This window comes from Subdoligranulum variabile (assembly GCF_025152575.1).
In the GTDB taxonomy this organism is placed as follows: Bacteria; Bacillota; Clostridia; order Oscillospirales; family Ruminococcaceae; genus Gemmiger; species Gemmiger variabilis.
In genome coordinates, this window is the sequence record NZ_CP102293.1 from 2,477,980 (window position 1) to 2,504,569 (window position 26,590).

Sequence of the window (26,590 nt, forward strand, 5' to 3'; positions counted from 1 at the left end):
TCTCAGCGGTCGTGCTGTTGCTGGCGCTTGCGCTGCCACTGTTCCAGCAGCTTGATGATGGTCTCCTGCATCCGCTGGGGCGTGTAGCTCCGGGGAAAATATTTGCGCAGGGTGTCGCTGGTGAAGGTGATCTTGTCCAGGTCACTTTTCTTTTCCTCGCCCATGATGACCCGCATCATGTCGAGGGTCAGGTGGCCCTCCTGGCTGTACTTTTTCAGCCGCTGGGCCTGGGAGAGGGAGGGGGTGGCCTGTTCGCTCTCCATCGCGTCCAGCAGGTCAACCTGTTCCTCTTTTTTGAGGAAAGACAGCTCGTAGGCGGGGTTGAAGGCGATTTTCTTTTCATCCACCATGTCCAGCAGTTCGGGGATCAGCTCGGTGAGGCGGATATAGCGGAAAATCTGATTTTTGCTCTGGCCGACCTGTTCAGCCAATACCTCGCTGGATTTCTTTCCTGGCAACTTGTTCCCAACTTGGGAACAAGTTAAATCGGCGCGGGCACCTTGATGGTTCATAGCTTCCAGCTTCATCTTGTAAGCAAAAGCCCGCTCACTGGGGAGCAGGCTTTCCCGCTGCAAATTGCTGTCAACCATGATAATGGTGGCCTGATCGTCGTCCAGGTCACGGACAATGACCGGCATGGTATCCTTGCCAGCCAGTTCGCTGGCCCGGTGACGCCGGTGCCCGGCGACCAGCTCATAGCCGCCGTTCGGGTCCGGGCGGGCGATGGCTGGGACCAGCACGCCATACTGCCGGATGCTGTCGGCGGTTTCCATCATGGCCCCGTCATCCTTGACCTTGAAGGGGTGGTCTTTGAACGGGTGCAGCTCCGACAAGGGAATTTCCAGAACCTTTTCCCGCTGGGCGTCGGCCCGACTTTCCTCGGTGGAAAACAGGTCATCGACCGAAGCCAGCTCTACTTTTTTCGCGCTGCTTTTCAAGTTTCAACACCTCCTTCGTCAGATCTCGGTAGCCTTCGGCCACCTTGCCGCCGGGGTCGTGAGCATAGATGCTCTTGCCCTCGGCGCTGGTCTCCTTGGCCCGGACGGAATGGGGTATCTCGGTGCCGAACACCTTGATTTTGCTGCCGTAGGTCTCCCGCAGCAGGGCGGCGATCTCCTTGGCAAAGTTGGTGCGGTTGTCCACCATCGTCAGCAGAATTCCGTCAATCTGGAGCTTGGGGTTCAGCTGCCGCTTGACCTTGTTGATGGTGGACAGTAGCTGTTCCAGGCCCTTGGCGGGCAGATACTCCGCCTGGACGGGGACTATGATCCTGTTGGCGGCGGCCAGCGCGTTGACCGTGAGCATCCCCAGGGAGGGCTGGCAGTCAATCAGGATATGGGAATACTGTCCTTTGAGCGTGTCCAGATACTGCCGCAGGATGGTCTCTCGGCTCATGGCGTTCACCAAGCTGACCTCCATGCCGGAGAGCTGGATGTCGGCGGGCATCAGGTCCACACCCTCCGGGTGGTGCAGGATACCCTCGTCGGGTTTGATCGGCTCGTCCATCAGGATGCGGCCCATCGCGTCCGAGAGGGTAAAGGGCAGCTTGTCCGGCTGCGGGTTGCCCAGGCTGATGGTAAGGCTGGCCTGGGGATCGGCGTCCACCAGCAGCACCTTCTTCCCGGCCTGGGCCAGCCCGATGCCCAAGTTCGCGCAGGTGGTCGTTTTGCCGACGCCGCCCTTCTGGTTGGCGACGGCGATGATTTGTGGGTTCATAGATTATATTCACCTCCCGTATGGGCATAAAAATAGGCACCCATTTCTGAGTGCCTTTCGATGCCGGTATGGAGAAGGGCAGGGCTAAACCTGGACCTTCAGTTGTTCCTTGTACTCCGCATAATGTTCGCTTAGAACATAGTCAATCACCCAATCCTTGGGGATCAGATAAGTCATGCGGATGTAATAATGTTTCACGCGATTTTCTCTCATCAGCTTCCGAGCGGTGCTGTCGCCTATCCCGCCTAACATCCCGCGAAACTGTGTAAGCGTCACAACGCTGGGATAGTCTGCGAAAAGATTTTCGTAATATTTTCGGTTTTTCATTGAGCATATTCCTCCAAAATGTATTGCCAACAGCGGGGAAGATCTGCTACAATGATGTTAATTTCGCAGTGGCAGCGCCACTCGAATCATAATTAAGTTCGTGGGTATCCCGCACACATCCCTTCCGCATCCCGCAAACGGCTCAAAAACAGCTCCAAAGCGGTTAGAATTTGGATGGCTGGGAAATGCCCGGTTTTTAAGGCTTTTGTTCTGGAAATGCCGATTTTATCAGTATTTCAGCGGTTTTTGACCCCTCAGTAGGTGTCCGAGAAGTCCAGTTGGTTCCACTAGAGGGTAGCAGGTTCGGGATTGTCCCGAAAACTCAAAATCCGTTGGTGGTGACACCGTGTGGGTTCGACCCCCACCACCGGCATACAAAAAGGCGTCCCCAGGCGTGTCCCGCCTGGGGACGCTTTTTTGTATGGACGTGGGGAGAAAGTGAACAGGGCTGTCTGCGCAAGACCCTATCCCTCAAGGAAAAATGCACGTCAGTCCGGGCACAAACCGTTCCGCTACGCATAAATCCCTCCCTTGGGTGGCATACTGCTACCCAAAGGAGGGATTTTTATGTCCATGTTCAAAAAGATTCTGTTGCTGCTCGCCATTGTGGGCGGCATCAACTGGGGTATCTACGGCATCTGGGGCTTCAACGCCGTGGGCTGGCTCACCGGCGGCAGCCTGAACTGGCTGGCCCGCACCATCTTCATTGTGGTCGGTGTAGCGGCGCTCTGCCTGGTGCCCAGCCTTTTTATGGGCGACGAACCCCAGGCGCAGCCTCATACCCATTGAAAAAGGCGGGCAATAGCCCGCCTTACATAGTTTACAGTACCGGTCCCGCCTGCAGATGACTGCTGCGGGCATGCATGCCCACGCTGAGCACCAATCCCACACAGAAGTACATCATGACCACGCTGGAACCGCCCGCCGAGAAAAAGGGCAGCGTCACACCAATGACCGGCAACACCTGCAGATTCATGCCCAGGTTGATGACGCTCTGCACAAACAGGGCGGCAAAAATGCCCACACAGATATAACGCCCCAGAGCGTCGGCGCTGCGCAGTGCCGTCTGCAGGGTGCGCAGGCAGAGGGCGAACAGCAGAATCAGGGCCGCTGCCGCTCCCAGAAATCCCAGCACATTGGCCAGATAGGCGAAGATGAAGTCGTTCCAGGCATTGGGCACGAAGATGTGGTCGCCGCTGAACAGGCCCTGCCCGGTCAGGCCGCCGGTGCCGATGGCCATGGCGCCTTTGTTCTGCTGGTAGGTGATATCGGACAGCGCAGGATCTTCCGGCGTCAGGATCGCCATGATCCGCTGGAACTGATAGCCTTTGAGCAGGTCGGGCTTGAGCATCAGCAGGGCGCCGCCGCCCGCAATCCCGGCGGCCAGTACGCCGCCCACCAGCCAGTGGGAAAGCCCGCCGGCGTAAAGCATCACCAGGCCGATGCCCAAAAAGACCAGTGCTGTTCCGTCGTCGCCCTGGATATGGATGAGGAAGGGCGGAACGATCATGTGCACCAGCAGCAAAAACAGATTCTTCGGCCGGTTGACCTGCCCCCGCAGTTGGCTCAGATGGAGGGCCAGGGTCAGGATGAAGCTGATCTTGGCCAGTTCCGCGGGCTGAAAGGTCATGCCGCCCACGCGGTACCAGCTGTAGTTGGAGGTGCCGCCGGCGTCGTAGCCGATGGTCAGCACGCCGAAGTTTACATTGTGGAAAAACAGGGTGGGCAGGACCAGGCCCCAGGCCACGGTGGCGTGCAGCGGCCAGGCACGTGCCAGGGCGCGGTAATCTACGGTGGAGAAGACGATGGCCAGCATCACCCCCAGCAGACTGGCGATGACCTGCACCGATGCCTTGTTGTTGGAGCCCAGCTGGCTGTACCCCAGCGAGACCAGCACCACAACGCTGAGTGCCGAGCACAGCACGCACAGGGCGAGATAAAGCACATCCACGCGGTGCAGATATCGGCGGATCAGTGGGTACATACGGCAACTCCCTTCGGGTCATTTCTCTTATTATAGCGCAACGGCGGGCATTTGACCACGGCTGAGAATTAAATTTTACAAATCGCCCGTTGTGTACTATAATAAATACGACTACGCAGCAAGGAGTATGACTGCCATGCAGGAGTATACCACACATTCCCGGGAAGAGACGGTGGCCTTGGGCCACAGCTTTGCCAAAACGCTGCCCGCGGGGGCGCTCATCACCTTTACCGGCGGATTGGGTGCCGGCAAGACGGCGTTCTGCCAGGGGTTGGCGGAAGGGCTGGGCTGTACCGACCCGGTGAGCAGCCCCACCTTTGCTATTGTCAACTATTACCGGGGGCCGCGCCCGCTGGCGCACTTTGATCTGTACCGCATTCATACCGAGAATGATCTGGCAGCGGCGGGGTTCTATGATTATCTGGATATGGGGGCGGTGGTGGCCTGCGAATGGAGCGAGAACTGCGCCGACCTGCTGGAACAGGAACACCCCATTCATATTGACATCCAGCGCATCGACGAAACGACGCGCCGGATCACCATTGAGTGAGGATACAAACTGGATAGAACATATAAAATATTACATTTTGTACAGGTGATTCTATGAATATACTGGCGGTTGATACCGCAGGCAAGACAGCGGCGGTTGCGGTTGTGCGCGACGATACCCTGTTGTATGAGACTCAGTGCAACAATGGCCTGACACACAGCGAGACGCTGCTGCCCATGATCGACACGGCGCTGCGTGCCTGCGGCCTGACGGTGGAGGACCTGGATCTGCTGGCCGCCACCAACGGTCCGGGCAGCTTTACGGGACTGCGCATTGGTTTGTCGGTGATCAAGGGGTTGGCGTTGCCGTGGCAGATCCCCTGCGCACCGGTGTCCACCATGGCGGCGCTGGCCTACGGCATGGCGGGGCAGGGAACGGTGATCGGTGCCCAGGACGCCCGCCGCGGGCAGGTCTACTGGGCGGCTTTCGATCTGGAAAGCCACCAACGGCTGACCCCCGATGCAGCGGAGCCGGTGACGGCGCTGGAGGAATTTGTACAGAACTGTAAAAAACCGCTGTTTTTTGTTGGCGACGGCGCCGCTTTGTGTTACAATACCTATGAACAGGTGCCGGGCGTGACCGTTTGCCCGCCCGCGCTGCAGGTGCTGCGCGGAGCAGGGGTGGCGTTGGCCGCCAGAGCTTTGTGGAAACAGAACGGCTGTGTGCCGCCTGCCGAACTGCTGCCGGATTACCACCGGCTGAGCCAGGCAGAGCGGGAACGGGCCGAAAGAGAAAAACAACAGGGGGAAACGACCAATGCAATTTGACAAACCGATCGCACTGGCTGCCGACCATGGCGGCTACGAGCTGAAAGAGGCCATCAAGGCTCATTTGGATGAGCTGGGTGTGGCCTATGAGGACTTCGGCACCGATTCCACCGCCAGTGTGGATTACCCGGACTATGCCGTGGTGGGCTGCAAGGCCGTGCAGGATGGCCGCTGTGCGCTGGTGATTCTCTGCTGTGGTACCGGTGTGGGTATGTCCATGTGTGCCAACAAGATGCAGGGGATCCGTGCCTGCTGCTGCAGCGATACCTTCAGCGCCGAACTTACCCGCCGCCACAACAATGCCAATGCCCTGTGCCTGGGCGGCCGTGTGGTGGGGGCCGGTCTTGCCTGCAAGATCGTGGACGCCTTCCTCAACGCCGAGTTTGAAGGCGGCCGCCACCAGACGCGCATCGACAAGATGATGGCGCTGCAGAACCAGTAAGTTGTTTTTGGCCTGCCCGCGCAGGCTGCCGATAAAAATTGTTTGACAAGGAGATTGTACCATGAGCGTTGTCGAAATCGTAGATCATCCCCTGATTCAGCACAAAATCAGCCTGATGCGGGATCGCAATACCGGCACCAAGGAATTCCGTGATCTGGCCAGCGAAGTGGCCATGCTGCTTTGCTACGAGGCCACCCGTGACCTGCCCACCGAGGAAGTGGAAGTGGAAACGCCCATTGCCCTGGCCCGCACCAAGGTGCTGGCCGGACGCAAGCTGGCGCTGGTTCCCATTCTGCGCGCCGGTCTGGGCATGGTGGACGGCATGCTGCGCCTGATCCCCGCCGCCAAGGTGGGCCACATCGGTCTGTACCGTGACGAAGAGTCCCTGAAGCCGGTGGAATACTACTGCAAGCTGCCCAGCGACATCAACGAGCGCGAAGTCATCGTGCTGGATCCCATGCTGGCCACCGGCGGCAGCGCCTCCGACGCTATCACCCAGATCAAGAAGCGCGGCGCCAAGCATATCAAGTTCATCGGCCTGATCGCGGCTCCCGAGGGCATGAAGGCCCTGCACGAAGCCCATCCCGACGTGGACATCTACGTGGGCACCCTGGACGAGGGCCTGAACGACAAGGGTTACATCGTTCCCGGCTTGGGCGACGCCGGCGACCGTATCTTCGGCACCAAGTAAGATTTTTTTAAACAGTCAAACCGGGGCACAGGTGTTAGCCTGTGCCCCGGTTTTTGTGTGTCAGAGGGAAAAATCCTCCGGCGCGGTATGGAGTTCCACCGTGCGCTGCTTCAGAGTCAGCAGCCCGTCCCGCTGCATCTGGGAGAGGGTGCTGCTCAGGGCACTGCGGTCCACCCCCAGAAAATCCGCCAGCTGCTGCCGGTCAAAAGGGAGGGTGAACCGAAGCCCGCCGTTCTTGACGGCCAGCGCCGAAAAATAGGCCATCACCCGGCCGCGGATGGTCTTGGGAGCGGTGTACAGGTTGCGCCGTGCCAGGCCCAGGTTTTTCCGTGCGGCGATCTGCAAGAGGTTCTGGGCCATCCGCTGCAGCCAGGGTTCGCTGCCGGGATGCAGCAGCCGGTCGGCGGCCAGAAACAGCGCTTCCCCGTCGCTGGCGGCCATCACGTTGACCAGCAAGGCCTCCTGGGGCAGACAGGCATAGGTTTCGGCGAACAGATCTCCCTCGCCGGCCTGCCCCAACAGGGTCTTGCTGCCCCACACGTCCAGATGTTCAATGTGTACCCGGCCTTTCAGTACCAGACCCATATGGGTGATGCAATGCCCGGCCTGCAGCAGCAGCTCCTCCTTTTGAAAGGTCTGGCGGCGGGCGTCCAGGGCCGTCAGCGCCCGCTGGGCTTCCCCGGCGGTCAGACCCCGGAACAGCGGCGTGGCGGGCAGATCCTGAATATCCATGGGATTTCCTCCTGCAACGTTGTAGCTACAACATACATTCTGTGCCCATTGTAGTAAACTCATTCCAGAAAGTCAATACGGAGGCAAAACTATGAAACGACGGATCATTCAGATTGATGAAGCCAAGTGCAACGGCTGTGGTGCCTGTGCAGCTGCCTGCCACGAGGGTGCCATCGCCATGGTGGACGGCAAAGCCCGCCTGATGCGGGATGACTACTGTGACGGACTGGGTGACTGCCTGCCCACTTGCCCCACCGGTGCCATCACCTTTGTGGAACGGGAGGCCGTTCCCTACGATGAGGCCGCGGTGCTGGCTGCCAAGCAGCGCAAGGCCCAGGCAGCCGGCAGCTGCCCCGGCAGTGCAGCCCATGCCCTGCACGCAGGTTGCCCCGGCAGCCGGGCGCAGGTATTTGCGGGCGGTGCCGAAGAACCGGCGGCGCCCACTGCTGCGCCCAGCCGTCTGCGCCAGTGGCCGGTCCAGATCAAGCTGGTGCCTATCGAGGCGCCCTTCTTTGACGGTGCCAAGCTGCTCATCGCGGCGGACTGCACGGCCTACGCCTATGCAGCCTTCCATGAGCGGTTCATCCGTGGACATATCACACTGGTGGGCTGCCCCAAGCTGGACAGTGTGGACTACAGCGAGAAGCTGACCGAGATTCTGCGCCGCAATGATATCCGGGAAGTGACGGTGGTGCGGATGGAGGTGCCCTGCTGCGGCGGGCTGGAGAATGCCGCCAAGCGGGCACTGCAGGCCAGCGGCAAGTTTATTCCGTGGCAGGTGGTGACGATCTCCACCGACGGTCGGATCCTGGATTGAGAAAATACCTCTTGACTTCAAGTGCACTTTAAGTGATACGATGTACACAAAGCAACGAAGTCAGGAGGTTTTTTCTATGGAAGATCGTATCCAACGCTGCGCGGAAAAATTCGGTATGCTGTTTGGCGCTGCTCCGGCCGGAGAGGAAGGCACCGATCCCGAATTTATGAAGATTTTGCAGCGCTTTATTTTTGGGGAAGTCTGCTATACCGGCGAACTCAGCGATGAGGACCGGGAACTGGTCACGGTGACGGTGCTGGCCGTCAACCAGACGCTGCCCCAGCTCAAGGCCCATGTGGGGGCGGCGCTCAACGCGGGCTGCACGCCGGTGGCCATCCGGGAAGCGGTCTATCAGTGCGCTCCCTTCATCGGGTTCCCCAAGACCCTCAATGCCATCGCGGCGATGAACGAGGCGTTCACGGCGGCTGGAATTGCGCTGCCCCTGGAACCCCAGGGCACGGTGACCGAGGAAACACGGTATGAAACCGGCCTGGCGGTCCAGGCGCCGCTCTACGGCACCGAGATCGCCGACCGGTACCGGGATCTGCCGGAGGTCTATGCCGAGGCCATCCCGCGGTTCCTGACGGAATTCTGCTTCGGGGATTTTGCCAGCCGCAACGGTCTTGACGAGGCCCGGCGGGAACTGCTGACGGTAGTCATGCTGGCGGCTCTGGGCGGTGCCGAGGTACAGGTCAAGGCCCATGTGCTGGGCGCTGAAAAGGCAGGCAACAGCCGCGACCGTATCCTGGCCGCTCTGGTTCATGCCATGCCTTACATGGGCATCCCGCGGCTGTTCAATGCGCTGAACGCCGCGCGGGCTGTCTGGGTCCAGCAGGCGTAAAACCACAGAAAAAGGAGCCTTTCCCGGTCGGGAAAGGCTCCTTTTGTACAACGGATCAGTTTTTCAGCGCCTGCATGGGGGCGGGGATGCGTCCGCCGCGGTGGATCATGACGGCGGGGCTGTACTGGCTGATGGGCATGATGGGGGCGTGGCCCAGCAGGCCGCCGAAGTCCAGAACGTCCCCGGCCTTGTGGCCGATGGCGGGGATCACACGCACAGCGGTGGTCTTGCTGTTGACCATGCCGATGGCGGCTTCGTCGGCGATGAGGCCGCTGATGACTTCAGCCGAAGTGTCGCCGGGAATGACCACCATGTCGATGCCTACCGAGCAGACGGCGGTCATGGCTTCCAGCTTTTCCAGGGTCAGGCTGCCACAGTTGGCGGCCTGGATCATGCCGTCATCCTCCGATACCGGAATGAAGGCGCCGGACAGGCCGCCCACGTGGTTGGAGGCCATGACGCCACCCTTTTTGACGGCGTCGTTCAGCAGGGCCAGGCAGGCGGTGGTGCCGCAGCAGCCGCAGCTTTCCAGGCCCATCTCTTCCAGGATGTTGGCCACGCTGTCGCCGATGGCCGGGGTGGGGGCCAGGGACAGGTCGATGATGCCGGCGGGCACGCCCAGCCGTTCGCTGGCCAGGTTGGCCACCAGCTGACCCAGACGGGTGATCTTGAAAGCGGTGCGTTTGACCAGTTCGGCCACCTCGTCCATGGGGGCGTCCTTGGGCAGTTTGGCCAGGGCAGCGCGCACAGCGCCGGGACCGGAAACGCCCACGTGGATCTCACAGTCCGGCTCACCGGGACCATGGAAGGCGCCGGCCATGAAGGGGTTGTCCTCCGGCGCATTGCAGAATACCACGAGCTTGGCATCGCCCATGCACATGTTGTCCTTGGTCAGTTCGGCGGTTTCCCGGACCACCTGGCCCATCAGACGGACGGCATCCATGTTGATGCCGGACTTGGTGGAACCGACGTTGACGCTGGAGCAGACCAGGTCGGTCTCTGCCAGCGCGCGGGGGATGGCCTCGATCAGTCGCTTGTCTCCGGCGGAGAAGCCCTTGTGGACCAGCGCGCCGAAGCCGCCGATGAAGTTGACGCCCACGGCCTTGGCGGCGCGGTCCAGCGCCTTGGCGTAGGCCACGGGATCGGCGTCGGGGGCGGCGCCCAGCAGCATGGCGATGGGGGTCACGCTGATGCGCTTGTTGACGATGGGCACACCGTACTCGGCGCTGATGCCGTCCACCACAGGGACCAGATTGCCGGCCAGCCGGACGATCTTGTTGTAGATCTTCTCACAGGCTTTGTCGCCGTCGGGATCGATGCAGTCCAGCAGGCTGATGCCCATGGTGACGGTACGTACATCCAGATTTTCGGCGGTCAGCATCTCGATGGTCTCGAGGATATCGCCGCTGTTCAGAATTCTCATGGTCTGTATAGCCCTCCCCGTCAGATGGTATGCATTGCGTCAAAGACTTCCTGGCGGGTCACGGTGACCTGCATCTTCATCTCTTCGCCCAGTGCGGCAAAACGGTCGCGCACAGCGGCGGGATCGGCGGTGCAGTGGTTCAGGCTCACCAGCATGATCATGCAGAACATCTCCTGCATGATGGACTGGGAGATATCTTCAATGTTGATGTTGAGTTCGGCGCAGACGGCGCTGACCTTGGCGACGACGCCCACGGTGTCGCGGCCGATGACGGTGATAACAGCTTTCATAGTACAATAGGCCCCCTCATTCAGAATGATTGTATTATAGCAGAGTTTATCGGCAGGTGCAAGGCGCGCAAAACAAAACCGGGGGAGACCGAAGTCTCTCCCGGAAGAAGGATTCTGTTACGGCAGCTGGGGCGCATAGGCCTCCAGATGACGGGGCTTGCCCTTGAAGGCAATGGCGATGGCATCGGGACCGGTGTTGGCGCTGACGGCCGCACCCAACTGGAAGGTGGTCAGCGGAGCATGGCCGAAGGTCTTCTTGCAGAGCTTGACCAGCTCGTCCCGCTTGGTCTTGCTGGAGGTGTAGCCAACGATGTAGGGCATGTCCCGCACATTGTCCACCCGGCTGGCCACCCATTTGACCATGGCAGGGGGGACCGCCGCGTCGCCGCGCACCTTGGCCTCCACCTTGGAGATGCCCTCGTTCAGGCTGATGATGGGCCGGATGCCCAGCAGGTCACCCACAACGGCGGCTGCCGCGCTGACGCGGCCGGATTTCTTCATCTGTTTCAGGCTGTAGGCGGCCAGGCAGACCTCCGCGCAGTCCAGGTTGTACATCATTTCGTCGATGCAGGTGGAAAGTTCTCCGCCGTTGCGCACCTTGCGGGCGCACTCACACAGATGCCAGCCGAACACCATGGAATAGGTGTGGCTGTCCAGTACCTGAATGCGCAGCTTGTGGCCGGGACGTTCCTCGGCCAGCATCTCTACTGCCTTCAGGGCATTGTTGTAGGTGCTGGAACCGTTGCTGTTGATGCTCAGGTGCACCAGATCGGTGTAGCCTTCGTCCACATACCGCTCATAGATCTCGCACCACTGCAGCTGGGTGATGGCCGCCGTGGTGGGGACGCCCTGGGCGTCCCGCATGATCTGATAGAACTGGTCGTTGGTGAAATCCTTGCGTTCAATGTACTCGGTGCCATCTACATTGATGGGGAACCCTATGACTTCGATTCCGTATTTTTCCGCAAGTTCCTGCGGAATGTCAGCGGAAGAGTCCGTCAAAAATCCGATTTTGCTCATTGTACATCCTCACTCCATTCGTACCGGGTCAGCTGTCCGTGGGTCTCGAGCCCGGCAAAATCCCATTGCCGCAATACCTCGTACACACCGACGGCCACCGCGTTGGAAAGGTTCAAACAGCGTTCCCCGCGCCGCATGGGCATGCGCACACAGTCCGCTTCGTGCCGGACCAGCAGTTCTTCGGGCAGGCCGGCGTCCTCGCGGCCAAAGACCAGATACGCTCCATCGGGATACTGCACATCCACGTGGCGGCGCGGTCCCTTGGAGGTAAAATAAAAGAACGGCCCCTTGTTTTTGCTAAAGAAATCCGCAAGGTCCTTATAATATGTTATATCAAGCTGGTGCCAATAGTCAAGACCGGCACGCTTTAATTTTTTGTCGTCGATGGCAAATCCCATCGGTCCCACCATGTGCAGCCGCGCTCCGGTTACCGCGCAGGTACGTGCAATATTGCCGGAGTTCTGGGGGATCTGCGGCTCCACCAGTACAATGTTTACGGTTGGCATCGTTTCACTTCCTGTTTTTTCCGGCAGCGGCCCGGCGGGCTCACTGCGTCATCAGTTTGGGCAGGGCGGCTTCCAGCCAGACTCCCAGCCGTTCGTCGGCGCCTTCCGGCGTCATCCGGATGCAGTCCGCCACAAAGGCGGCAGCGGCCTGGACGGCGGCCTGGGGCACATTGCCCTGGAGAATCCGCCCTACCAGTACGGCGCCGAAGATGTCGCCGGTGCCGTGGTACATCCGCGGGATCAGCGGCGTTTTGACAAAATATCCCTGGCCGCCCCGGGCGGCGCCCACGCAGCCGATGCAGCGCCCGCCCGAAACACCGGTCACGCCGGTGACCACCACCTGGGGTGCGATGCGGGTAAGCCGGGCCGTCTGCTCGGCGGCCTGTTCGGCACTGCCCACGCCGGGCAGCGGATCCCCCAGCAGCAGGGCGGCTTCGGTGACGTTGGGAGTGATGAGGTCCGCCTTGCTGCACAGATTGTACATGGCGGGGACCATCTCGGCGCCAAGACCTTTGTACAGCCGGCCGCTGTCGCCCAGCACAGGGTCCACCACTTTGAGTGCCTGAGGCCACAGCTCGAAGGCCTGCTCCACCAGTTTGGCCTGGGTAGGATCGGCTAAGTACCCGGAGTAGATGCAGTCAAAGCGCAGTCCCAGGCGGTGGTAGTGTGCCAGGGCGGCGGGGCCGTACCCGGGATTGGAGAGCTTGGCAGGAGAACCCAGCCCGCCGGTGTGGGTGGAGAGAACGGCGGTGGGCAGGGCCACGGCCTGCACGCCCAGGCAGGACAGCACAGGCACAATGACCGACAGGGCCGCCCGGCCGAATCCGGGCAGGTCATGGATGGCTAATACGGTTTTGGGTGCGTTGGACATAGACAAAGATCCTTCTGTTGTGTGATTTCTCTACGATTCTATCACAAACGGGCCCACAAAAAAAGGCGTATCGGGGCGAAAGAAAACTTTTCCCTGTCTTTTTCGGGGCAAAATCCGCATAAAACGGCGGGAACGGCACATGATAAGGCCGTACCTGAAAAACCAAAGGAGGGGCACGTTATGAATGTTTCCACAATGGCTTCGGCGGCTGTCGGCATGGCGGTGGGCGCCGCGGTGATGGGCATGGCTACCCAGGACCGCCGTCAGATGCGCAAGACCGTCCATAAGCTGGCCAAAGGCGCGGAAAAGACCCTGGTGGATCTGGACAAAGCTGTGCAGCAGATGCACTGGTGACGCAAAAAGCTCCCGGCTCATTGCCGGGAGCTTTGCTGTTTGCAGGAAGATTACAGGATGCGCACACGGATGGCAGGCTCGATGCCGCTGAGCTCGGCTGCCAGCGTGTCGGAAATCTCGCCGGTCACATCCAGCAGGGTGTAGGCGATGTCCTTTTTGCTCTTGTTGACCATATTTTCGATGTTGAGGTGCGCGGCGGTCAGAATACCGGTGATGGCCGAGATGGCACCCGGAGCATTCTTGTGGATGATGCAGATGCGGCGGCCGCCTACCCGGGGCTGGCTCACATCCGGCAGGTTGACGCTGTGGGTGATGTTGCCGTTTTTCAGGTAATCGCTGAGCTCGGCGGCGGCCATCACGGCACAGTTGGTTTCGCTTTCCGGCGTGCTGGCGCCCAGGTGAGGCGTGCACTCCACGCCCTTGACACCCAGCAGCTCCTCGGTGGGGAAGTCGCAGAAGTAGTGGGCCACCTTGCCGCTGTCCAGGGCGTCCAGCAGGGCGGCATTGTCCACCAGTTCGCCGCGGGCGAAGTTCAGTACCCGCACACCGTCCTTGCACATGGCCAGGGTCTGGGCGTTGATGGTATGGCGGGTGGTGGGCAGGTAGGGCACATGGATGGTCAGGTAATCGCAGCGGGGCAGCATATCGCCCAGCGTGACGCAGTGCTGTACGCTGCGGGAGAGGCTCCACGCGGCATCGATGGAAATGTACGGGTCATAGCCCAGCACTTCCATGCCCAGCGAAACGGCGGCGTTGGCCACCCGGGCGCCGATGGCACCCAGGCCGATGACGCCCAGCGTCTTGCCACGCAGTTCGGGGCCTACAAATTGCTTTTTACCCTTCTCCACATCCTTGGCAATGGTGTCGCGGCCTTTCAGGCCCTGGGCCCACTGGACGGCGTCCACCATGTTGCGGCTGCCGGCAATGAGGGCACCCACCACCAGTTCCGCCACAGCGTTGGCGTTGGCGCCCGGGGTGTTGAACACCACGATGCCGGCGTTGGTGCATTCCTCGATGGGAATGTTGTTGGTGCCGGCGCCAGCCCGGGCGATGGCCAGCAGGCTTTCGGGCAGAGGCATCTCGTGCATGTCGGCACTGCGCACCAGAATGCCCTGGGGCGCGGCGGCTTCGTTGTCGATCTCGAACTGGCTGGCGGGCAGCTTGGCCAGGCCCACCGGCGAAATAGCGTTCAGCGTTTTGATGGTATACATAATGATCGTCCTCTTCCTGCTTTATTGGTGCTCTTTGCGGAACTGCTCCATGAACGCCACCAGTTTGTCCACACCTTCGGCGGGCATGGCGTTGTAGATGGAAGCGCGCATGCCGCCCACCAGGCGGTGCCCCTTCAGGTTGACGAAGCCGGCTTCGGTGGCGGCGGCGCAGAACGCCTTGTCGGTGTCGGCGTCGGGGCTGGTGAAGGTCACGTTCATCAGGCTGCGGTATTCCTTCTGCACCGGGTTGTGGTAGAAATCCTGGCTGTCCAGATAATCGTAGAGCACCTTGGCTTTGGCCTCGTTGCGGCGCTTCATCTCTTCCAGACCACCCACTTCGTGCTCCAGGTAATCCATCACCAGACCGGTCATGTAGATGCACCAGCAGGGAGGAGTGTTGTACATGCTGTCTTTCTCCAGCAGGGTGGTGTAGTTCATCATGGTGGGAATCTGAGCGGGGGTGATACCCTTGGCGCTCTTGCCCAGCAGGTCTTCCCGCACGATGGCTACGGCCATGCCGGCGGGGGCAACGTTCTTCTGTACACCGAAATAGATGACGCCGTACTTGCTCACGTCCACCGGTTCAGAGCAGATCATCGAGCTCATGTCCGCTACCAGGGGGATTCCATCCACCTGGGGAACGTCCACGTATTTGGTGCCGAAGATCGTGTTGTTCTGGCAGATATGGATGTAACTGGCGTTGGGGTCATAATCGATGGCTTTCACGTCGGGAATGTAGGTGAAATTCTTGTCCTTGCTGCTGGCCGCGATGCGGGCGGTGCCGAACTTGGCGGCTTCCTCGGCAGCCTTCTTGCTGAAGTTGCCGGTGACCAGGTAATCGGCGGTGCCGGTGGTCAGGAAGTTCAGCGGAACCATGGCAAACTGCTGGGTGGCGCCGCCCTGGAAAAATCCCACTTTGTAATTGTCGGGAATGTTCAGCACCCGGCGCAGGGAGGCTTCGGTGTTCTGGATGATCTCGTCGAACCATTTGCTGCGATGGCTCATCTCCATCACGCTCATGCCGGAACCGTGATAATCCAGCAACTCGGCCTGGGCGGTTTTCAGAACAGCTTCCGGCAGCATCGACGGACCGGCGCTGAAGTTGTATACTCTTGCCATGATGGTTTCCTCCGTTCAAACAATACAAATGGCAGCGCGCTGGGCGGCTGCCTGTGCCGCGCCGCTGCGGCTATGCATTTATTATACGGAGGTGCATCCGGGGCGGCAAGCGGGCAAAATCCCGAAAAAAGAAAGCAAAAAAGCGAGGTGTTTCTGTAAAACGGCAAAGTGTTTTTAATAGAAAAACAGTATATACTACAAATGTAGAAGAATTTGGATCTGCATATAAAAATGACAGCCTTTATTTTGTGCAATATGCCTACTGGACAAAATAACTACTACAAATGTAAAATATAAATCGTAATACTACTACAAATGTAGAAAAGAGGCTTTTATGGAGATCTTATCTCGCAGGGAAGAACAGGTTATGGTGGCACTCTGGGACTGCGGCCGGGCTGCCACCCGGCGGGAAATCGCGGCCAAACTGCCGCCGGAATGCCGTTGGGCGGATACTACTTTATTGAATTTTCTTTTGCGGCTGGAGAAAAAATCGTTTCTCCGCACGGAAAAACAGGGCAACAAAAACCTGTATACACCGCTGGTGCGCAGGCTGACCTACTGCGGTGCTGTCAGTGAGGCTCATCTGCAGACATTGTACGGCGGCGATCTGCGCCGCTTTGTGCGGGCATTGGCCGATACCGACCGCATCGGCTATGCAGATATCGAACGCCTGCTGCGTTGGCTGGGGGAGTATCAGGCCGCCAATCCCGAATACGATTACGAGTGAGCACCCGGCTCTGCGGGCAGATCGGGACGCATCTCGCACATGTCGGGCCGGAACCGTTTGAAGACGTGCCCTTGCTGCAGCCGTTCGTTGCGGCGCTCCTCGATGGTCAGCGCCTTGAAAAAGCGCTTCCAGAGTGACTGCCAGTTCAGTTCGGCTTCGTCTGTGCAGGGCGTATAGTGCTCCATCGCCAGATATTGCACCCGACGATCGCGGCGCAGCAAGGCGGAGCCGTGGGTGGCATCGAAGATCAGAAAATCCTCGTCAGGCAGCCGACTGCAGAAATGTCCCCGCAAAAGGGGCAGTACGTGGTGCTTGGGATGGATCACGGTACCCAACATGCCGTCCCGTTCCTCAAAGCGGATGAATTCGATGTAGCGGTGGGCCTCACAGTTGACGGCCCTTTCGATGGCAAACGCATCGGCGGCGTCGGCATTGCCCAGCATCTGGGCGGCCCGCGGCCCAACATCAAAGCAAAGGCGGGCAAAGCGCAGCAGCTTCAGGTCCTTGCCGGGATCGGTGCACAAAAAACCGGTGGTGATGCGATCCCGCACCACCGGACCCAGCCGCTCCAGACCGGAAGCCACACGCCGGGCACGGACAGGATCGGTGGCAATTTCCCGCATGCCGAACAGAGTCATCTGGGCCTCCTCAGGAGGACAGACGGCGGCCGGAATCTCCCGACGGGAAAAGCTCTCGAAAATACAGCACAGGAAACCTGGAAAACTGCCGTCGTAGTGGTAGGCAGTGTCGGTTACATTCGCTTGGTAAGGCATGTCAGTGCCTCCTCCCGCACCAGGCGGGCGGCCTGGTCAGCGGCCATTCCATGGTCGGTCAGCTCGTGCACGGCGGGGGCGGCCGCCGGCAGTGGTTTGGTGGTGAAATCGTCCAGACTCAGCTGCTGGACCCCTACGCCGAAGGCCTTGGGATCCAGCAAGGCGCCGGCAATCTCGGCGCGGGTACCGTGATTGGGCGTGTGGCCGCTGCAGGTGATGAAATACTGGGCCCGCTTGAGCACCACCCCGATGCGTTTGAGTTCGGACATACCCAGCTTCTGGAGCCGGCGTGCCTGTACGATGCGGGTGGCACTTTTGGGGCCGATGCCCGGCACCCGCAGCAGTTCGGCACGGCTGGCGGTGTTGACTTCCACAGGGAAAAACTCCGGGTGACGCACCGCCCAGGTGCATTTGGGATCCAGGTAGGGGTCGAAGTTGGGCTCCTCCTCGTTGAGCAGCTCGTGGGCGGAAAAGTGATAGTACCGCAGCAGCCAGTCTGCCTGATACAGGCGATGCTCCCGCAACAGAGGCGGACGGGTGGTAAGCGCGGGCAGGTGGTCGTCGGCCACCACCGGCAGATAAGCGGAGAAGAATACGCGCTTTAGCGCGTATTTTTTGTATAATCCTTCGGTAAGATTCAGGATGTGCAGATCATTCTCCGGCGTGGCGCCAATGATCATCTGGGTGCTCTGCCCGGCCGGTGCAAAGGCCGGGGCGCGCTTGTAGACCGCCAGTTCACGGCGGCTTTCGGCGCTTTTTACGGCGATCTGTCCCATGGGGCGCAGGATGGCGTTTTTCTTTTTGTCGGGGGCCAGCTGATTCAGGCTCATCTCGCTGGGAAGCTCGATGTTGACCGAGAGCCGGTCTGCCAAAAGCCCGATGCGCTCCACCAGCAGCGGATCGGATCCGGGAATGGTCTTGGCGTGGATGTAGCCGTTGAAATGGTATTCCTGACGCAGGATCCGCAGGGCTTCGATCATTAGCTCCATCGTACGGTCAGGGGTACCCAGCACCGCACTGGAAAGAAACAGCCCCTCAATATAATTCCGGCGATAGAATCCGATGGTCAGATCTGCCAGTTCCCGCGGAGTGAACGTGGCCCGGGGGCGGTCGTTGGAACGGCGGTTGACGCAGTACTTGCAATCGTAGGAGCAGGCGTTGGAGTAGAGGACCTTCAGCAGCGAGACACAGCGGCCGTCGGGCGTGAAGGCATGGCAGATGCCCGCTGCCGCACAGCTGCCCAGGCTGCCGTGTTGCCCCGGCCGGTCCACACCGCTGGAGGTGCAGGCTACGTCATATTTGGCACTGTCGGCCAGAATTTCCAGTTTTTCACCCAGGTCCATGGTCGTGTTCTCCTGAAAAAAGGGTATAAAAAATACAGCCCGCCGCATAGGCTTGTCTTGCAAGCCTGCTGCGGGCAGTATTTTGAGCGGATCGCTTTTGAAAGTCCGTATTATGGGATAAACTACTTGCTACAATGATCTTGTCAGCAAGAGATTACCACTTGGCTTTGGTCTCTACAACCTTGCCGGCAATGTAGAGGTGGTCGAGCTCTTCACCCTTGATGACTAGTTCCTCATAGGCGGGATTGAAGGGGTGCAGGACCACCGAGTTGCCGCGCTGGATGTACTTCTTTAAGGTACCTTCTCCGTCGGCACCGTAGACCAGCACGCCCAGGTCACCGTTGTCCAGCGTGTTCTGACGATGAACCAGGGCCAGGTCACCATCCGAAATACGGGGTTCCATACTGTCGCCCTTGACCACCAGGTAGAAATAATTCTGCGGGTCTTTGACGCTGGCATATTCTTTGCCGTAGTCCTCCTCAAAGGCCAGGGCACCGTAACCGGCCCGAACGGTACCGACCACCGGGATCAGGCACTCGGCATAGCGGCTGAAAGCGTAACGGCCTACGGCCGGTGCCTCAGAAGGGCTCTTCTGCAGGCCAAGCAGCACATCGGCGGTAGTGTCCAGGATCTCGGCCAGCCGGGCCACCGTCTGGGGATCCGGCGTGGAACGGCCGGTTTCCCACTTGCCCACAGCCTGCTGGGTGACGCCCAGCATCCGGGAGATTTCAGCCTGACTGTATTTTTTCGCCTTGCGGGCTTCTTTCAGACGATCTGCAAACATGGCGGAACTCCTTACTTGTAACGGGTGGAATCCTTTTTGTTACGTTCATTATACAACTGCACGTGGTCTTTGTAAAGAGAAAAATCCAAAATAAATCAAAATAAAGTTGTAAAAACTTCTTGACAACAACTAATGGTAGTATTATAGTAGAGACAACAAACAACAAAGAGTTGTCTATTCCAATGCGGTGGGCAGAATAGCCCTTGGAATTAAAGAAGGAGGAATTCGGGATGAAACAGGTATGGATCAAGGCGTTGATGGGAAAACTGGCGGCGACGGCTTCGATGCTGCTGTTTTTGGTGCTGGTTCCGGCTGCGGCGGCCGGCAGCCTGCCGGTGTGGGCAGCGGTTCTGCTGGGCGTGTTGGGCCTCATGATCCTGAATACGGCCTGCGGGGTGCTGCTCCCGGAGGAGAAAAAAGAGGAGGCACAACAGCCGGAGGCCCTGCGCCCGGTACAACTGCGTGTTGTGCGGGGCGGCCGTGCGGCCTGAAGCAAGGGTATCCCTGCTCTGGTGCGGGTACTGCATATAACAACAGCAATCCCCGGGCACAGCGGTGTCCGGGGGTTGTTGTTTGCCGCATGGTGTGCTACAATGCCCACAAAGGAGCGTGGGAACGATGAAGAAGATTCTGGAAGTGTGTGTGGACAGCCTCGCCTCTGCAAAAGCGGCGGCTGAGGGTGGAGCCGACCGTCTGGAGCTCTGCAGTGCGCTGGCGGTAGGGGGGCTGAGCCCTTACGGGGAGCTGCTGCAGCAGATCAAAGCCGTATGTGCGCTGCCGGTACGCTGCCTGATGCGCCCGCGCGCCGGGGATTTCTTGTATACGGCAGAAGAAATTGAACTTTTATGCGAACAGATCCGGCATCTGCGTGCGGCAGGGGCAGATGGCTTTGTGCTGGGCGCCCTGACGCTGGACGGTGCTCTGGATGAAGATGCCATGCAGAAACTTCTGGATGCCTGCGCCGGGCAGCCAGTCACGCTGCACCGCTGCATCGATGTGGCGCAGGACCCCGAGCAGGTCTACCGTACCGCGGCGGCGCTGGGGGTTGATACGGTCCTGACCAGCGGAGCCGCTGCATCCTGCCTGGAGGGGATGGATATGCTGGCGCGGCTGCTGGCGCTGCGGGAGGAAATCGGTGGCCCGGAAGTGCTGATTGGCGCCGGTGTCAACGCCGAGGGAATCCGCACCTTGCAGGCCCGCCTGCCCGGGGCACGGGCCTTTCATATGAGCGGCAAAATACTCATCGAGAGCGGTATGCGGTTCCGCCGTGAGGGCGTGCCCATGGGTCTGCCCGGTCTGGACGAGTGGCACATCCAGCAGACGGATGCCGGAGCGGTGCGCGCGGCCAAAGCGGCGCTGGACTGAATCACCGGAAAGGGGAGTGCGGGATGGAAATTCAACTGAAAAAGTGGGCGCCCGAAGACCGGGTTGCCCTGGCGGCCATCGGCAATGCGGTGGACAGAAGTTTTCTGTCGGACCGGCTGCCGGATCCGTATACCGAAACGGCGGCGGACCAGTGGCTGCACAGTGTGATGGCGAGGGACGGTAAGAACGGCATCTTCCGGGCTATTGTGGTGGATGGACAGATCGTCGGGACCATTTCGGTGGATCAAAAGGAAGATGTATATCGCAAGGACGCTGACATCGGATATTTTCTTGTCACCGGGCTGTGGTCCCGGGGCATCATGACCGAGGCGGTCCGTCAGGTCTGTGCCATTGCCTTTGAGGAACTGGACATTGTGCGGATTACCGGCCTTGTGTACGCCGACAATACGGCTTCCTGCCGGGTGCTGGAGAAAAACGGCTTCCAGGCGGAAGGTCGGATGCAAGATGCCATCTTCAAAAACGGAACCTTCCACGACCAGTGTGTGTACGGAAAACTGAAATACCCTTCCATAGGATGACCTGCAAACAAAAAATCCGCCGGCTTGAAAGCCGGCGGATTTTTTCTTTTTGGAAAGGGAATCAGTCATCCGCGTAGGGATCGTCGAAAAGACTGACCACCGAGGTTTTGTCCATATCGGGAACGTTATATTCCCGGACCCGCTCCGAGGGGCCGAAATCGTCCACCGCGGTTCTGCGGCGGCGCCCATGACGGCTGCGGCGGGGGCGCTCGGAGGGTTCATCCTCCTGAACGGTGTCGCTATGCGTATCGTAGACCTCGTGGAAGGCCTCCGCGTCGATCTCAGGTTCCTCCGGTGTCAGCTCCAGTTCTTCCAGCAGGCTCTGGATTGCTTCGCAGTCTTCCGGTACATCGGTCAGGCTGGCGCCATAGTGGCAGAACAGGACTGTACCGTCCTTGTCCAGAATCAGCGTCAACGGCAGCTGCTGGGGTGTACCCTTGGCGGCGCGGTAGCCCTGCTTTTTGGCTTCCCGCAGGATGCGCCAGCCCTCCAGTGAGTAGGTCATCAGGGTACTGCTGTTCTGGGGAATGTCCAGATACTCATACAGCACACCATCAGCATCACAGAGCAGGGGATAAGGCAGTGTGTCGGGCCCGATGTTCCGGGATAGCTTGTCAGCCCGGGAGCGAACCACCAGAGCCATGGCACCGTCCCGCAGCGCACCGTAGGTCTCGGCATAACGGCTGGCAAAGGTACGGGTGATGGGATGCCCGAAGTTGGCCATGAAAATCAGCACCAGCGGGCTTTTGGCCGCCAGCAGATCACGGAAACGGTTCTGGGCACTGTAGGGTGTGTCGTACAAAAAGAAAGGGAGCTTGTCCCCGACAGCAATCTTCTCTGCCATGAAACAACCTCCTTCTTTTGGTAAATCACCCAAAAACCCGGACAGGGTGAACCGTCCGGGTGAAATGTCAGAAAAACCCCGCTTGGCCGTCTGCAGCCAATCAAAACCTACCGGTACAGGCAGGTGGGTGCCCTACGGGTGCGATCACGCTCCCTTCTTCCGCCGAGGCGGGAGGTCTGCGATCCGGCATCCGACGCGGGCTCCCAATATTTGATTAGTAGGATTCTATAAAGGCTGCAACAAATCGCACCGAGCAGGGATGGGTACGAAAACTCAGTCCAATTCGGAATCGTCGATGTCGTACATGGCGCGCAGACGTTCCTCAAAGACTTTACCGACTGTCAGCAGCTCCTCGTCGTCGTCCACGATATCCATATATTCGCCTTCGTCGTCGGTGCCGATACGCATGAGAATCAGCTCGGCATCCTCCTGCAGGCTGGCGGGATCCTCCTGGTAGGGGATGACGGCCAGATACCGGGTGCCGTTGACTTCGGTGGCATCGATAACTTCAAAGGTGACTTCCTGCCCGTCCTCATCCTCCAGGGTCAGAAGATCGGGCTTGGCTTCTTCCAGCATTTCGGGGCTCAGTTCGTCAGACATGATCGTCCCTCCTGTGTTTGGAATTTTTACTGCCTCTAGTGTACCCTTTTTTTGAAGAAACGTCAAGGGTGTTCATGGCACGCAAAGTGTGGTATACTATGAGTAATTACAAATTTTTTCGCCCCGGGGAGGTTCCGCCATGAAAAAGACGGTCTGTGTGGTGTTGTCGCTGCTGCTGGCACTGTTGTGCGGCTGCAGCGGCAGCGGGAAATCCGCGCCCAATCGGCCCGAAGTTACCAGCGAGGAACGGCAGTTCACCGCGCCGGCCGACGGGAACCTCATCGCCATCTTCACTACGAATCTCGGCGAGGTGCGGGCGGTTCTGTATCCCGACGCTGCCCCCATGGCGGTCTACAATTTTGTGGGCCTGGCCCGCACGGGCTACTATAACGGCACCATCATCTGGCGCAGCCAGTACGGCTTTGCGGTGCAGGGAGGCGATTCCACCGGCACCGGGACCGGCGGTTCCACCATCTGGAGCAACAATCCCTACCCGCTGGAGGCGAACGGCAGCCTGAAACATTATGCGGGAGCACTCTGCGCAGCTTTTGCTTCGGGCGGTGACGCGACAGGCGGCAACAGCCAGTTCTACTTTGTGCAGGCACTGCCCGACAGTGTGGACAAGACCCAGCAGGAGCAGCTGGCCCAGAACGGCTACAGTGAGGCTCAGATTGCGGCCTATGCTGCGGCGGGCGGCCTGCCCTACCTGGACAACACCGACACCGTGTTCGGCCAGGTCTACCAGGGCATGGATGTGGTGGACAAGATGGCCTGCGTGGATACCGAACAGAATGAGGATGGCACCGACACCTGGCGCCCCACTGAGGAGGATACCATCACCATCGAGAGTGTGACCATTGCCAACTATCCAGGGCCCACGGCAGAGGAACTGGCCGCCCAGAGCGAGAGCGCAGCGGAATCCTCCGCTTCTTCGCACAGCGAGGCGGTGGGTTGAACGCCCCACTGCTTCTAGAATATGCAGCAAAATCCCCGTGAACCCTTGGCAGACCGGCCAAAGTTCACGGGGATTTTTTGGCTATATTGCAATCACTTCTTGGTGTTGCCGCCCATGCGGCGGTCGCGGCGGGCGTACTCTTCCAGTGCCTGGTCGAAGCATTCCTTGGTGAAATCGGGGAAGAGCACCGGCGTGAAATAGAATTCCGCGTAGGCGCACTGCCACAGCAGGAAGTTGGAAAGCCGCTCTTCGCCGCTGGTGCGGATCATCAGATCCACCGGCGGCAGCTGGCGGTAGAGATGACTTTCGATGGTTTTCTCGTCGATGGCATCCGGCTGCAGCGTGCCGGATTTCACTTCCCGGGCGATGCTGCGCACGGCATCGGTGATCTCGGCATGGCTGCCGTAGTTCAGGCAGAAGTTGACGATGCCCTTGGTGTTGTCCTTGGTCAGATCCATCATGTAATCCATGGCATCCAGCACCCGCTGCTGCAGCCCTTCCCGGCGGCCGCTGAACAGCACCTGACAGCCGCGCTCGTTCATCTCGTCGGCAATGGTGCGGAAGTTGTTGGCAAACAGATCCATCAGATAGCCCACTTCCTTGGCGTCGCGGGCAAAATTCTCGGTGGAGAAGACGTAAAGAGACAGCACCTTCACGCCCCGGTCGCCTACGGCGTAGCGGGTGATCTCCTTCAGGCGGTCAAAGCCGGCCTTGTGGCCCAGGCTGGCGGGCAGCATGCGCTGACGGGCCCAGCGGCGGTTGCCGTCCACGATGATGGCGGCGTGGGTGGGAATGCGGGAAACGGTTTCGTTGGGCATAACGGGACTCCTTTTCGGTTATGGTTGTTCGGGCGCCTGAGGCTGCAGCTGCTCCGGCGGTTCCTCGCCGGGGTGATGGGCGCGCCAGTTGAGAAAACTTTCCAGAATCACAGCGGCCGAGACGGAATCCAGCCGCGCCTTGCGCTTCTGTCCGAAGGTGTCGTTATCGGCCAGGATGGCGGTGGCGGAGACGGTGGTCCGGCGTTCATCCCACAACACCACGGGACGTCCGGCGGTGTTGGCCAGCCGTTGGGCGAACCGGCGGCTCTTGGCGGCGCGGGAACCCTCGGTGCCGTCCATATTCTTGGGCAGCCCGCAGACGATGCCCTCGGCGCCGCGCTGGACAGCCACCTGGGTGACGGCGGCGGCCACCTTGTTCATGCTTTTTTCCTCGATCTGCGGGGTGATGGGGCTGGTGATGGTTTCCGATGCGTCACAGCCGGCCAACCCGGTGCGCGCATCGCCGTAGTCTACGGCAAGCCATTTCATCGGCGGTTTCTCCTTTGGTTACAGGGTTTGGCATCAGTATAACACGTTTGGGCCCGCAACGCAAACAAAAAGCCGCCCATACGGGCGGCAGAAAGAGGTTCTGGAATTACAGAAGTCCCTGGGGCAGGCGGCGGTCCAGCTGGACCGTCAGCAGGGCGGCCAGGGCGATCTTCAGGGCATCGGCGGGCAGGTAGGGCAGCACACAGAGGGTCAGGGCGGTAAGCAGGGGACTGTGGGTCAGGAACATGAACCACAGGGTCCCCAGAGCGTAGCAGGCCAGGCAGCCTACGACCATGGCAAAGCACAGCGTCCAGAAACGGCGTCCCAGCACCTTGGCCAAAAGGCCTGTGAGCAGTGCCGTGAGGATATAGCCCACGGCATAGCCGCCGGTCTTGCCGAAGATGGCGGCGGGACCGCCCTGGAACCCAGCCAGAACCGGCACGCCGATGGCGGCCAGTGCCACATAGACAGCCAGGCTGGCGGTGCCCCAGACAGGGCCCAGCATGCTGCCGGCCATACAGGCGGCAAAGACGGCCAGATTGATGGGGACACCCCAGGGCATGGGAATAGCGATCTGACTGCAGACAGCGGTCAGCGCGGCGAAGAGGGCACAGAGGACCAGGTGGCGAACGCGATTGGCAGAAGCGGTATGCATAGCGGATGTTCCTTTCATGGTTGTGTGGGGAGATACTGGGGCAGGATGCGCACTTCGCCGCTGCTCAGGGCGACGGGATCAGTGCTGCCGTCGGGGCGGACCAGTAGGCGGCACTCTTCATCCACATCCAGCACGGTGGCACCGTAGGGTGTGCCGCTGCCGGGGTGGACTTCCACGTGGCAGCCCGGCAGTGCCTGGCGGGTCCGGTATTCCGGCAGAAAATCCCGCTTCCGGCCATGGCGGTAGAGGGGCCAGAACTCGTTCAGAAAGGCGGCCGCCAGGCGGGCGCGGGCACCGGGCGGCGGTGTGTGTGCAAACAGGCTCCCGGCAATGCCCTGCAGTTCGTCGGGCCAGCCGTCGGCGGGGGGAATCAGGTTGAACCCGGGGCCAACAATGGCGTAGTCCAGAAGGCCGGATTCCACATCCAGGGAGGCTTCCGTCAGGATGCCGCAGACCTTCCGCTGATCTTTCCACAGGTCATTGACCCATTTGATCTGAATGGGTGCTCCGCAGAGGGCCTCACAGGCACGGGCAGCGGCCACGGCGGCCATCACCGTGAGGAGAACCGCCTGCCGGGCACCGAAGGCGGGCCGTACAAGCAGACTCATATACAGGCCGCCCGGCGGGGAAAAGAAACTGCGGCCGCTGCGGCCGCGTCCGGCCGATTGGGCCTGGGCGATGAGGACCAGCCCTTCGGGGGCACCTTCTGCCGCACGGCCGCGCAAGGCGGCGTTGGTGCCGGGCAGCCGGTCATAGACTTCGATGTGCAGCGCAGAGGCAACCTCGGGATCCAGCAGGGCGGTGACGGCATCCCCATGGAGGATGTCGGCTTCGGGGCACAGACGATACCCCCGGTTGGTTACCGCTTCGATGGGAACTCCATCGGCACGCAGGGCGGCCACGGCCTTCCAGACAGCGGTACGGCTGACACCCAGCTGTTGTGCCAGCTCCTGTCCCGAAAGATAGCGCCCGCGGGCGCACTCCAGTGCCGCCAGGACTTGTGATTTTCCCAAGAGGCATCCCTCCCTTGCACCTGC

General features: G+C 60.1%; 34 protein-coding genes and 1 other RNA gene. 13 read left to right on the forward strand and 22 right to left on the reverse strand.

Features of this window, described 5'->3' with window-relative positions:
* Window positions 1–2 precede the first annotated feature (2 nt).
* The 3 genes from NQ490_RS11570 to NQ490_RS11580 all read right to left on the reverse strand — a co-directional run bounded on the left by NQ490_RS11570 (window position 3) and on the right by NQ490_RS11580 (window position 2,043).
* Entirely contained in the window at window positions 3–938 is a 936-nt protein-coding gene (locus NQ490_RS11570) for a ParB/RepB/Spo0J family partition protein (RefSeq protein WP_007045953.1), read from the reverse strand.
* On the reverse strand, window positions 895–1,716 hold the full coding sequence (locus NQ490_RS11575) for a ParA family protein (RefSeq protein ID WP_007045954.1): 822 nt from the start codon (window positions 1,714–1,716) through the stop codon (window positions 895–897). The genes NQ490_RS11570 and NQ490_RS11575 overlap by 44 nt, the downstream gene beginning before the upstream one ends.
* An 84-nt stretch (window positions 1,717–1,800) precedes the next feature.
* Window positions 1,801–2,043: a hypothetical protein gene (locus tag NQ490_RS11580; protein WP_007045955.1), complete on the reverse strand. Its 243-nt coding sequence runs from the start codon at window positions 2,041–2,043 to the stop codon at window positions 1,801–1,803.
* Window positions 2,044–2,610: 567 nt separating this feature from the next.
* Here NQ490_RS11580 and NQ490_RS11585 point away from each other — a divergent pair.
* Window positions 2,611–2,832 carry a DUF378 domain-containing protein gene (locus NQ490_RS11585; RefSeq protein ID WP_007045956.1) on the forward strand — a complete coding sequence of 74 codons (222 nt, stop codon included), beginning with the start codon at window positions 2,611–2,613 and terminating at the stop codon, window positions 2,830–2,832.
* Window positions 2,833–2,863: 31 nt separating this feature from the next.
* On the opposite strand, the gene NQ490_RS11590 is transcribed toward NQ490_RS11585, so the two are convergent.
* Window positions 2,864–4,027, reverse strand: a complete 1,164-nt coding sequence (locus NQ490_RS11590; RefSeq protein WP_007045957.1) for an FtsW/RodA/SpoVE family cell cycle protein — start codon at window positions 4,025–4,027, stop codon at window positions 2,864–2,866.
* A 136-nt stretch (window positions 4,028–4,163) separates the two neighbouring features.
* Between NQ490_RS11590 and tsaE the strand changes: the two genes are divergently transcribed.
* From tsaE to upp, 4 genes are all read left to right on the forward strand, one after another.
* A complete protein-coding gene (gene tsaE, locus NQ490_RS11595; protein WP_040917456.1) occupies window positions 4,164–4,577 on the forward strand; it encodes a tRNA (adenosine(37)-N6)-threonylcarbamoyltransferase complex ATPase subunit type 1 TsaE in 414 nt (137 codons plus the stop codon).
* 53 nt (window positions 4,578–4,630) lie between these two features.
* The gene (tsaB, locus tag NQ490_RS11600; protein ID WP_007045959.1) at window positions 4,631–5,344 is read left to right on the forward strand and encodes a tRNA (adenosine(37)-N6)-threonylcarbamoyltransferase complex dimerization subunit type 1 TsaB; all 714 of its coding nucleotides are present in this window, start codon (window positions 4,631–4,633) and stop codon (window positions 5,342–5,344) included.
* Window positions 5,334–5,786 carry a ribose 5-phosphate isomerase B gene (rpiB, locus tag NQ490_RS11605; protein ID WP_007045960.1) on the forward strand — a complete coding sequence of 151 codons (453 nt, stop codon included), beginning with the start codon at window positions 5,334–5,336 and terminating at the stop codon, window positions 5,784–5,786. The genes tsaB and rpiB overlap by 11 nt, the downstream gene beginning before the upstream one ends.
* Window positions 5,787–5,847: 61 nt before the next feature.
* Entirely contained in the window at window positions 5,848–6,477 is a 630-nt protein-coding gene (upp, locus tag NQ490_RS11610; protein WP_007045961.1) for a uracil phosphoribosyltransferase, read from the forward strand.
* 60 nt (window positions 6,478–6,537) lie between these two features.
* Here upp and NQ490_RS11615 read toward each other — a convergent pair whose 3' ends face one another.
* Entirely contained in the window at window positions 6,538–7,209 is a 672-nt protein-coding gene (locus NQ490_RS11615; RefSeq protein WP_007045962.1) for a Crp/Fnr family transcriptional regulator, read from the reverse strand.
* Between the two features lie 91 nt (window positions 7,210–7,300).
* Between NQ490_RS11615 and NQ490_RS11620 the strand changes: the two genes are divergently transcribed.
* The gene (locus NQ490_RS11620) at window positions 7,301–8,026 is read left to right on the forward strand and encodes an ATP-binding protein (RefSeq protein ID WP_007045963.1); all 726 of its coding nucleotides are present in this window, start codon (window positions 7,301–7,303) and stop codon (window positions 8,024–8,026) included.
* A 76-nt stretch (window positions 8,027–8,102) separates the two neighbouring features.
* Window positions 8,103–8,867 (forward strand): carboxymuconolactone decarboxylase family protein, encoded by a 765-nt coding sequence (locus NQ490_RS11625; protein WP_040917458.1) that lies wholly within the window; start codon window positions 8,103–8,105, stop codon window positions 8,865–8,867.
* 55 nt (window positions 8,868–8,922) lie between these two features.
* Here NQ490_RS11625 and NQ490_RS11630 read toward each other — a convergent pair whose 3' ends face one another.
* The 5 genes from NQ490_RS11630 to NQ490_RS11650 form a co-directional block, all read right to left on the reverse strand.
* Window positions 8,923–10,290: a PFL family protein gene (locus tag NQ490_RS11630; RefSeq protein ID WP_007045965.1), complete on the reverse strand. Its 1,368-nt coding sequence runs from the start codon at window positions 10,288–10,290 to the stop codon at window positions 8,923–8,925.
* Between the two features lie 20 nt (window positions 10,291–10,310).
* A complete protein-coding gene (locus NQ490_RS11635) occupies window positions 10,311–10,580 on the reverse strand; it encodes an ACT domain-containing protein (RefSeq protein WP_007045966.1) in 270 nt (89 codons plus the stop codon).
* A gap of 117 nt (window positions 10,581–10,697) precedes the next feature.
* Window positions 10,698–11,600: a DegV family protein gene (locus NQ490_RS11640; RefSeq protein WP_007045967.1), complete on the reverse strand. Its 903-nt coding sequence runs from the start codon at window positions 11,598–11,600 to the stop codon at window positions 10,698–10,700.
* A complete protein-coding gene (locus NQ490_RS11645) occupies window positions 11,597–12,106 on the reverse strand; it encodes a tRNA (cytidine(34)-2'-O)-methyltransferase (protein ID WP_007045968.1) in 510 nt (169 codons plus the stop codon). The genes NQ490_RS11640 and NQ490_RS11645 overlap by 4 nt, the downstream gene beginning before the upstream one ends.
* A 40-nt stretch (window positions 12,107–12,146) precedes the next feature.
* Entirely contained in the window at window positions 12,147–12,977 is an 831-nt protein-coding gene (locus NQ490_RS11650) for a pyridoxamine kinase (RefSeq protein ID WP_007045969.1), read from the reverse strand.
* Between the two features lie 180 nt (window positions 12,978–13,157).
* Between NQ490_RS11650 and NQ490_RS11655 the strand changes: the two genes are divergently transcribed.
* Window positions 13,158–13,331, forward strand: a complete 174-nt coding sequence (locus tag NQ490_RS11655; protein ID WP_007045971.1) for a hypothetical protein — start codon at window positions 13,158–13,160, stop codon at window positions 13,329–13,331.
* 50 nt (window positions 13,332–13,381) lie between these two features.
* Here NQ490_RS11655 and NQ490_RS11660 read toward each other — a convergent pair whose 3' ends face one another.
* Entirely contained in the window at window positions 13,382–14,542 is a 1,161-nt protein-coding gene (locus NQ490_RS11660) for a phosphoglycerate dehydrogenase (RefSeq protein ID WP_007045972.1), read from the reverse strand.
* A gap of 21 nt (window positions 14,543–14,563) precedes the next feature.
* Entirely contained in the window at window positions 14,564–15,661 is a 1,098-nt protein-coding gene (serC, locus tag NQ490_RS11665) for a 3-phosphoserine/phosphohydroxythreonine transaminase (protein WP_007045973.1), read from the reverse strand.
* A gap of 334 nt (window positions 15,662–15,995) precedes the next feature.
* Between serC and NQ490_RS11670 the strand changes: the two genes are divergently transcribed.
* Window positions 15,996–16,388, forward strand: a complete 393-nt coding sequence (locus tag NQ490_RS11670) for a BlaI/MecI/CopY family transcriptional regulator (RefSeq protein WP_007045975.1) — start codon at window positions 15,996–15,998, stop codon at window positions 16,386–16,388.
* Here the strand turns inward: NQ490_RS11670 and NQ490_RS11675 are convergent.
* The 3 genes from NQ490_RS11675 to NQ490_RS11685 all read right to left on the reverse strand — a co-directional run bounded on the left by NQ490_RS11675 (window position 16,379) and on the right by NQ490_RS11685 (window position 19,288).
* Complete coding sequence (locus NQ490_RS11675) at window positions 16,379–17,161, reverse strand: TIGR03915 family putative DNA repair protein (RefSeq protein WP_007045976.1); 783 nt, start codon at window positions 17,159–17,161, stop codon at window positions 16,379–16,381. The two genes, NQ490_RS11670 and NQ490_RS11675, sit on opposite strands and share 10 nt — an antisense overlap.
* Window positions 17,140–18,504 (reverse strand): putative DNA modification/repair radical SAM protein, encoded by a 1,365-nt coding sequence (locus NQ490_RS11680; protein WP_040917461.1) that lies wholly within the window; start codon window positions 18,502–18,504, stop codon window positions 17,140–17,142. The genes NQ490_RS11675 and NQ490_RS11680 overlap by 22 nt, the downstream gene beginning before the upstream one ends.
* Before the next feature lie 154 nt (window positions 18,505–18,658).
* On the reverse strand, window positions 18,659–19,288 hold the full coding sequence (locus NQ490_RS11685; RefSeq protein ID WP_007045978.1) for a LexA family protein: 630 nt from the start codon (window positions 19,286–19,288) through the stop codon (window positions 18,659–18,661).
* A 230-nt stretch (window positions 19,289–19,518) separates the two neighbouring features.
* On the opposite strand from NQ490_RS11685, the gene NQ490_RS11690 reads away from it, so the two are divergent.
* The 3 genes from NQ490_RS11690 to NQ490_RS11700 all read left to right on the forward strand — a co-directional run bounded on the left by NQ490_RS11690 (window position 19,519) and on the right by NQ490_RS11700 (window position 21,192).
* On the forward strand, window positions 19,519–19,779 hold the full coding sequence (locus tag NQ490_RS11690; protein ID WP_040917462.1) for a hypothetical protein: 261 nt from the start codon (window positions 19,519–19,521) through the stop codon (window positions 19,777–19,779).
* Between the two features lie 127 nt (window positions 19,780–19,906).
* Window positions 19,907–20,653: a copper homeostasis protein CutC gene (locus NQ490_RS11695; RefSeq protein ID WP_007045980.1), complete on the forward strand. Its 747-nt coding sequence runs from the start codon at window positions 19,907–19,909 to the stop codon at window positions 20,651–20,653.
* 23 nt (window positions 20,654–20,676) lie between these two features.
* Window positions 20,677–21,192 carry a GNAT family N-acetyltransferase gene (locus NQ490_RS11700; RefSeq protein ID WP_007045981.1) on the forward strand — a complete coding sequence of 172 codons (516 nt, stop codon included), beginning with the start codon at window positions 20,677–20,679 and terminating at the stop codon, window positions 21,190–21,192.
* A gap of 61 nt (window positions 21,193–21,253) precedes the next feature.
* On the opposite strand, the gene NQ490_RS11705 is transcribed toward NQ490_RS11700, so the two are convergent.
* The 3 genes from NQ490_RS11705 to NQ490_RS11715 all read right to left on the reverse strand — a co-directional run bounded on the left by NQ490_RS11705 (window position 21,254) and on the right by NQ490_RS11715 (window position 22,636).
* The gene (locus tag NQ490_RS11705; protein WP_007045982.1) at window positions 21,254–22,036 is read right to left on the reverse strand and encodes a thioredoxin domain-containing protein; all 783 of its coding nucleotides are present in this window, start codon (window positions 22,034–22,036) and stop codon (window positions 21,254–21,256) included.
* Between the two features lie 71 nt (window positions 22,037–22,107).
* Window positions 22,108–22,299: non-coding RNA, 6S RNA (gene ssrS / locus NQ490_RS11710), on the reverse strand.
* A 10-nt stretch (window positions 22,300–22,309) separates the two neighbouring features.
* On the reverse strand, window positions 22,310–22,636 hold the full coding sequence (locus tag NQ490_RS11715; protein WP_007045983.1) for a DUF1292 domain-containing protein: 327 nt from the start codon (window positions 22,634–22,636) through the stop codon (window positions 22,310–22,312).
* A gap of 139 nt (window positions 22,637–22,775) precedes the next feature.
* On the opposite strand from NQ490_RS11715, the gene NQ490_RS11720 reads away from it, so the two are divergent.
* Window positions 22,776–23,591 carry a peptidylprolyl isomerase gene (locus NQ490_RS11720; RefSeq protein WP_007045984.1) on the forward strand — a complete coding sequence of 272 codons (816 nt, stop codon included), beginning with the start codon at window positions 22,776–22,778 and terminating at the stop codon, window positions 23,589–23,591.
* A 92-nt stretch (window positions 23,592–23,683) separates the two neighbouring features.
* On the opposite strand, the gene uppS is transcribed toward NQ490_RS11720, so the two are convergent.
* The 4 genes from uppS to NQ490_RS11740 form a co-directional block, all read right to left on the reverse strand.
* Window positions 23,684–24,409 (reverse strand): polyprenyl diphosphate synthase, encoded by a 726-nt coding sequence (uppS, locus tag NQ490_RS11725; protein ID WP_007045985.1) that lies wholly within the window; start codon window positions 24,407–24,409, stop codon window positions 23,684–23,686.
* An 18-nt stretch (window positions 24,410–24,427) separates the two neighbouring features.
* Window positions 24,428–24,898 carry a Holliday junction resolvase RuvX gene (gene ruvX / locus NQ490_RS11730; protein ID WP_007045986.1) on the reverse strand — a complete coding sequence of 157 codons (471 nt, stop codon included), beginning with the start codon at window positions 24,896–24,898 and terminating at the stop codon, window positions 24,428–24,430.
* A gap of 106 nt (window positions 24,899–25,004) precedes the next feature.
* Window positions 25,005–25,553 (reverse strand): biotin transporter BioY, encoded by a 549-nt coding sequence (locus tag NQ490_RS11735; RefSeq protein WP_007045987.1) that lies wholly within the window; start codon window positions 25,551–25,553, stop codon window positions 25,005–25,007.
* A gap of 14 nt (window positions 25,554–25,567) precedes the next feature.
* A complete protein-coding gene (locus NQ490_RS11740; protein ID WP_007045988.1) occupies window positions 25,568–26,566 on the reverse strand; it encodes a biotin--[acetyl-CoA-carboxylase] ligase in 999 nt (332 codons plus the stop codon).
* Window positions 26,567–26,590 lie beyond the last annotated feature (24 nt).